Origin of the sequence: Kitasatospora sp. NPDC007106 (assembly GCF_040634455.1) — a bacterium.
GTDB classification, from domain to species: domain Bacteria; phylum Actinomycetota; class Actinomycetes; order Streptomycetales; family Streptomycetaceae; genus Kitasatospora; species Kitasatospora arboriphila.
The window spans coordinates 1-5319 of sequence record NZ_JBEYFP010000413.1; the positions used below are offsets into that span (position 1 = coordinate 1).

7 protein-coding genes are annotated in these 5319 nt (G+C 73.4%); 3 read left to right on the forward strand and 4 right to left on the reverse strand.

All coding sequences use genetic code 11. The features are described from left to right. Positions 1–33: 33 nt before the first annotated feature. Entirely contained in the window at positions 34–333 is a 300-nt protein-coding gene (locus ABZ641_RS24880) for a hypothetical protein (RefSeq protein WP_359985040.1), read from the reverse strand. Between the two features lie 300 nt (positions 334–633). Beyond that, positions 634–996: a hypothetical protein gene (locus ABZ641_RS24885; protein WP_344622930.1), complete on the reverse strand. Its 363-nt coding sequence runs from the start codon at positions 994–996 to the stop codon at positions 634–636. Between the two features lie 675 nt (positions 997–1671). Between ABZ641_RS24885 and ABZ641_RS24890 the strand changes: the two genes are divergently transcribed. Further along, entirely contained in the window at positions 1672–1875 is a 204-nt protein-coding gene (locus ABZ641_RS24890) for a cold-shock protein (RefSeq protein ID WP_045694210.1), read from the forward strand. Positions 1876–2056: 181 nt separating this feature from the next. On the opposite strand, the gene ABZ641_RS24895 is transcribed toward ABZ641_RS24890, so the two are convergent. After that, positions 2057–2686: a class I SAM-dependent methyltransferase gene (locus tag ABZ641_RS24895; RefSeq protein WP_359985043.1), complete on the reverse strand. Its 630-nt coding sequence runs from the start codon at positions 2684–2686 to the stop codon at positions 2057–2059. 392 nt (positions 2687–3078) lie between these two features. Between ABZ641_RS24895 and ABZ641_RS24900 the strand changes: the two genes are divergently transcribed. Further along, entirely contained in the window at positions 3079–3240 is a 162-nt protein-coding gene (locus ABZ641_RS24900) for a hypothetical protein (protein ID WP_359985046.1), read from the forward strand. 19 nt (positions 3241–3259) lie between these two features. Here ABZ641_RS24900 and ABZ641_RS24905 read toward each other — a convergent pair whose 3' ends face one another. Beyond that, on the reverse strand, positions 3260–3631 hold the full coding sequence (locus ABZ641_RS24905; RefSeq protein ID WP_359985048.1) for a VOC family protein: 372 nt from the start codon (positions 3629–3631) through the stop codon (positions 3260–3262). A 118-nt stretch (positions 3632–3749) separates the two neighbouring features. Here ABZ641_RS24905 and ABZ641_RS24910 point away from each other — a divergent pair, with 118 nt between their 5' ends. Then, a complete protein-coding gene (locus ABZ641_RS24910) occupies positions 3750–5243 on the forward strand; it encodes a serine/threonine-protein kinase (RefSeq protein WP_359985051.1) in 1494 nt (497 codons plus the stop codon). Positions 5244–5319: the final 76 nt, after the last annotated feature.

Here is a 5319-nt window from a genome sequence, read left to right on the forward strand (position 1 = left end):
GAGCGGTCGTCCGGGCCGCCACCGCGGGGCCGGCTACTCGGCGCCGCTGACTCCCGGGGCGACGAACCGGCGGTGCAGCGGGCTGAAGGAGACCTCGGGGGCGCCGGTGATGCCGGCCTTCTCCACGGCCGGCGCCAGCCGCTGGGCGAGGAACGCCTCGAAGGCCTGCGGCGAGTCCCACACGTCGGTCACGTGCAGGCCCTGCGCGTCGAACCAGGCCATATGGACCTGGCCCCCGGCCGCCGGGACCTCCTCCCAGTCGACGGCGTCCCGCACCGTGTCGTACTGCTCCGGCGTGACTCCGGCCCAGTCCATCGACATCACCACGGCCATGTCCCTCTCCCCTTTCCTCGGCGGTGCACGGATCGGGCACCGCCGACTACCACCCGCCGCCGCCCGCACTGCGACGACGGCCGGCGGTCTCCTCCGACCGGATTCCGGCCCCGTCCATCGTCCCGCCGCACGCAGCGGGCCGGGCAGAGCGTGCGGATGCGCGACCGACGTGGGAGGACGGCTCCGAACGCCCGGTACACCATGCATCCGGGCAGCACGGGCACCGTCGGGGGACGCACCGGTGCGGGGGTGGGCCCGTGGCCCGGCCCCGCGCGGCCGGCGCGCGCCCCGGCGCGGCCGTCAGGTGTTCACGTAGCCGAGGTCACCGACGGTCCAGCTGCTGATGTCCTCGATGGCGATGCGGTACATGCCGCCGGTGTGTGGCAGCGCGAAGCTGCCCTGGAGGATCTTCGCCCGGTGGAGATGGAGGTGGGTGGGCCGTGCGGTCGGTCCGTCGGCGGGCGGGGCGAAGAGCGCCGCGAACGGCTTCAGGTGGTCCGAGGCCTGGAGGACCTCCGCCACGCGCTCCTGCCACAGGGCCATCGGCGCGAGCCTTCCGGTGATCACCGCTCCGGGGACGACCACGGTCAGGGACATCTGGTTGCTGTGCTCGGACTCGACCAACGCGGCGATGTCGACGAGCAGCCCGTCTGGGTTCGGCATGGGTCCCAGCCTAGACACAGCCCCGGCGCCCGCCGACCTCCGCGGCGCAGAAACCGTGGCCGCCCGGCCTGCCGGTCGGCTGCGCCCGCGGTGCGGGCGGCCCGAGGCCGACGCCCCACGGTGCCTCCCCCGACGCCGGCGGCGAACTCTCCCCGCAGCGCTTCGCAACCCTTTGGCGGCTGCAAGCCAGCGGCCCTTTCCGTGGCACCGGGCGGGCGGAGCCGAAATGACCGACGTTGCCGTGCAGCACGCCGCCCGGGTTGCGGCCGGACACCGGAATGCACCGTCCGCGCGGGGCTGTCCGCAGTAAGGGAGGAGGGCGCGCCGGACCCGAAGTGTTGCCGTTCCCTCGAAGATCCGCGGCTCGAACGAGCACCGCGCCCGCGCCAACCGGCTTACCCCCCGGGCGCGTTGACGGAACGGACGGCCCGCGGCGGCGACCCGGCAAAAGGGCCTCCGAAAAACTCGGGGTGCGATGTCCACCCGCTGGCGGGATCGGCCTGCTACAGTGGATTTCGTTGCAGTAGTGGTTCCCATGAAACTTTGTGTGCGCCTGCTGATGTATTTCGCAGGCGCGTTTTTGTTTCCCGGCTCTTGCCCGGGCGGGTGCTCATCACGGCGACCCGGAACTCGCGTTGTGCGAGCTCCGGACAGCCCCTCGAAGGAGATCTTTAAATGGCTAATGGCACTGTGAAGTGGTTCAACTCGGAAAAGGGCTTCGGCTTCATCGAGCAGGAGGGTGGCGGCCCGGACGTCTTCGCCCACTACTCGAACATCAACGCCAACGGCTTCCGTGAGCTGCTCGAGGGCCAGAAGGTCGAGTTCGACGTCACGCAGGGCCAGAAGGGCCCGCAGGCCGAGAACATTCGCCCGCTGTAGTCGTTTCCTGCCAGGGCACCCACCCGGCAGCGAGGGGCCCGTACCGTGCACATGCCCGGTACGGGCCCTTCGGCGTTGCGTCACGACGCACTGCCCCCGTCGGCGCACTCCCGACCGCGCGGGACCCGGCTCACGGGCCTTCCCCGCAGGGGCCGTCCCCACGCGGATCAGAACCTGCGGGTCAGAGCCTGCGGGCCAGGAGGTACGCACGCTCGGTGTCGGCCTCGCCCGGGTACGGCCCCCGCATCAGCGTGGCCGCAAGGGCGAACCCGGCATCCGCGAGACCTGCGGCGACGTCCTCCGGGCGGAGCGCGAAGAAGTCGAGCGAGACCGGGCGGTCGAACCAGGAGTCCCGGTGCCGGACCTCCTCACCCGCGTGGAAGGCCGCGAGGACGAGGCCTCCCGGGCGCAGCACCCGGGCGAACTCCGCGTAGGCGCGTGGCCGCTCGTCGGGCTGCAGGTGGATCAGCGAGTAGAACGCCGCGATGCCGGCGAGCTCTCCGTCCGCCAGCGGAAGGTCCAGCATCGAGCCGACCCGCACGTCGAGGCCCGGACGGCGCTGCCTCGCCGCCGCGACCATGCCCGGTGACACGTCCAGGCCCAGGACCGGAACCCCGAGGTCGTCCAGGAAGCACGCCACCTGCGCGGGACCGCACCCGACGTCGGCCACCGGACCGTCCTTCGGGACCTGCTCGGCGAAGGCCGCCAGCATGGCGCGGTCCAACGGCTTCGAGGCCAGGTCCGCGGTGAGGCCCTGCGCGTAATCGTCGGCGACCGCGTCGTAGGAGTTCCGGATCGAGGTGCTGTCCATCCGCAGAGTATCCACCACGGCCGGCCGCCACCGACCGGCACCGCCTCGCCGTGGCCGGGAGGGGCCGGGCCCAGGGCTTGTCTGACGATTCGCGTCGCATCGGCGCGCGGCTCCCCCAGCCTCCGGCCGGGAGGTGCCCCCATTTCGCGCCCGGCCGGGCGTGCTGCCGTATCGGCCTCGTACTGGACGTACTCGGGCGATGCGGCGGTGCGTCCGGTCGGGATGCCCGGCGTCGCGCGCGCGGCGGGAATTGTCAGACAAGCCCTGGGCCGACACGGCGCACGGAGGCGGGGATCGGGACGGACTACGGGCACCCGCCCCCGCGGAGCCTCACCGAGCCGGCCGGATCGGGGGTCGAGGTCGAGACCTTCGCCTTCCGGGAGGGAGACACCGTGCTGCTCCACCCCGACGGCGTGACCGCGGCACGCGACGGATCCGGGGCCTTCCACCCGCTCACCGAGCGGCTGGCCGGATGGCTGCCCGGCGATCCCCGCGCCCTCCTGCGACTACTCCGCCAGGACCTCCTCGACCACGTGGGCGGCCGGCTGCACTGAACCGCTGCCCGGGCCCGCTCTAGGAGATGAGGGTCTCCTTCGGGCGGACGACGCAGAACTCGTTCCCCTCCGGATCGGCGAGCACGGTCCATGACTCGTCGCCGCTCTGGCCGACGTCCACCGTGCGGGCGCCGAGTGCGAGGATGCGCTCGATCTCGGCCTCCCGGTCCGCCGCGCGGGTCGTCAGGTCGAGGTGCAGACGGTTCTTGACGGCCTTCCGGTCGGTCACCGGCATGAAGCACATTCCCACGGGCGCGGTCTCGTCCGGCCCGATCACGACCTCCCGCTCCCGCTCGGACAGGATCCGCCAACCCAGCACCTCGGCCCAGAACCGGGCGAGGGCGGGCAGGTCGTGGGCGTCGACGACGATGTGATGCAGCGACAGGGGCATGTCGTCCAGTCTGCCCCGGCCGACGGGCCGGTCCCGTGTCGTCATGACCGCCGGTGCGCCGGTCCCGAGGATCGGGAGACGGCTGCGCCGGTGGCTCGCGGCGTGCTTACGTGGCTCCATGACGCACCCGGACACGGTCGAGGAAGTCGCGAGCCGCTATCGGCTGGAACGGAAGCTGGGGGAAGGCGGCCAGGGGGAGGCCTGGCTGGCGTTCGACGCGCGGCTGCGCCGCCGCGTGGTGCTCAAGCGGCTCGTGGTTCCCGAGGGATCGCCGGTGGAGTCGGCCGGGATGCTGCTGGCGCGGGCGGAGCGCGAGGCGCAGGCGGCCGGGAAGCTCCGTCATCCCGGCATCGTCACCGTGTTCGACCAGTTCTCCGACCACGAGGGCCTTCCGTGGATCGTGATGGAGTACGTGGAGGGCCGTTCCCTCCGGGAGGCCCTGGGGTCGGGACCGCTCTCCGTCGTGGAGGCGGCACGGATCGGCGAGCAGGTCGCCTCCGCGCTGGCCGCCGCGCACGCGGACGGGGTGGTCCACCGGGACGTCAAGCCGGCCAACATCCTGCTGGCGGACGGCCGGGCGGTGATCGCGGACTTCGGGATCGCCGCGGTGCCGGACGGGATCACGCTCACGGCCACCGGCACGGCACCCGGCACACCGCAGTTCATGGCCCCGGAGCAGCTCCACGCCGGGTCCTCGTCCCCGGCCTCGGACATGTGGTCGTTCGGCGTGACGCTGTACTGCGCCGTGGAGGGGCGGTCCCCGTTCCCGGGCGATTCGCTCCCGCAGGTGATCTGGGCGGTCGGCCGCGGCGTTCCGGAGCCGGTGCGCAGGGCCGGCGCCCTGGCACCGCTGATCGGCCAGCTCCTGCGACCGGACCCGGACGAGCGCCCCGCGGCGGCCGTCGCGGCCGCCTCCCTGAGGGAGGTCGTCCAGGACCTGGAGGCGACCGCCGCGGGGGTGACCGACATCGACGAGCTGCTCCGCCGGGCGACCCGCGAGCGTGACCACGGCGACCTGCAGCGTGCCGAGGACGCCTACTGGTCGGCGCTCGACCTGGCGATCCGGCTGCGTTCCCGGGGGCAGGAGGGCTGGGCCTGGGACGGTCTCGGCTCCTGCCGCTCGCGTGCCGACGACCCGGACACGGCCGTGCGGTTCTTCACCCGCGCCGCACGCATCGCCGACGAGACCGACGACGCGCTCCTGCGGGCCTGGAGCCTGCACAACTTCGGCACCCACCGGCGCAGGAAGGGCGAGCGGGCCGCGGCCGAGGAGTACTTCGGGCAGGCGCTGGCGGTGGCGGAGGCCCATCGCTGCACGGCGCCCGCGGGCTGGACCCACCATCAGCTGGCCGAGCTGGCGGCGGACGCGGGGGATTCCCTCCGGGAGAAGGAGCACTACGCGGCGGCCGTGCGGGTCGCCGCGGGGTCCGGCGAGGACGAGCTGGCGGGCTGGAGCCTGTTCAACCTGGCCGGGTGCGAGGAGCGCGCGGCCGAACGCGAGGAGGCGCGGGAGCACTACGGGCGCGTCCTGGAGATCGGCACCCGCATCGGGAACCGGTGGATGGTCGAGCACGCCGAGGAGGGGCTCGACCGCACGGCAGGCCCCGGCTGAGCGGCGGACCACCGCCCGCGGCGGGACCACGGGACCGCGGGCTTCCCGGGTCGCGTGCCCGGTACCGGCACGCGAC

What these genes read in the sequence shown, in the direction of transcription:
- ABZ641_RS24880 (WP_359985040.1), bottom strand. Translation starts at nt 333, where the DNA reads ATGGCCGTGGTGATGTCGATGGACTGGGCCGGAGTCACGCCGGAGCAG.
- ABZ641_RS24890 (WP_045694210.1), top strand. Translation starts at nt 1,672, where the DNA reads ATGGCTAATGGCACTGTGAAGTGGTTCAACTCGGAAAAGGGCTTCGGC.
- ABZ641_RS24885 (WP_344622930.1), bottom strand. Translation starts at nt 996, where the DNA reads ATGCCGAACCCAGACGGGCTGCTCGTCGACATCGCCGCGTTGGTCGAG.
- ABZ641_RS24895 (WP_359985043.1), bottom strand. Translation starts at nt 2,686, where the DNA reads ATGGACAGCACCTCGATCCGGAACTCCTACGACGCGGTCGCCGACGAT.
- ABZ641_RS24910 (WP_359985051.1), top strand. Translation starts at nt 3,750, where the DNA reads ATGACGCACCCGGACACGGTCGAGGAAGTCGCGAGCCGCTATCGGCTG.
- ABZ641_RS24905 (WP_359985048.1), bottom strand. Translation starts at nt 3,631, where the DNA reads ATGCCCCTGTCGCTGCATCACATCGTCGTCGACGCCCACGACCTGCCC.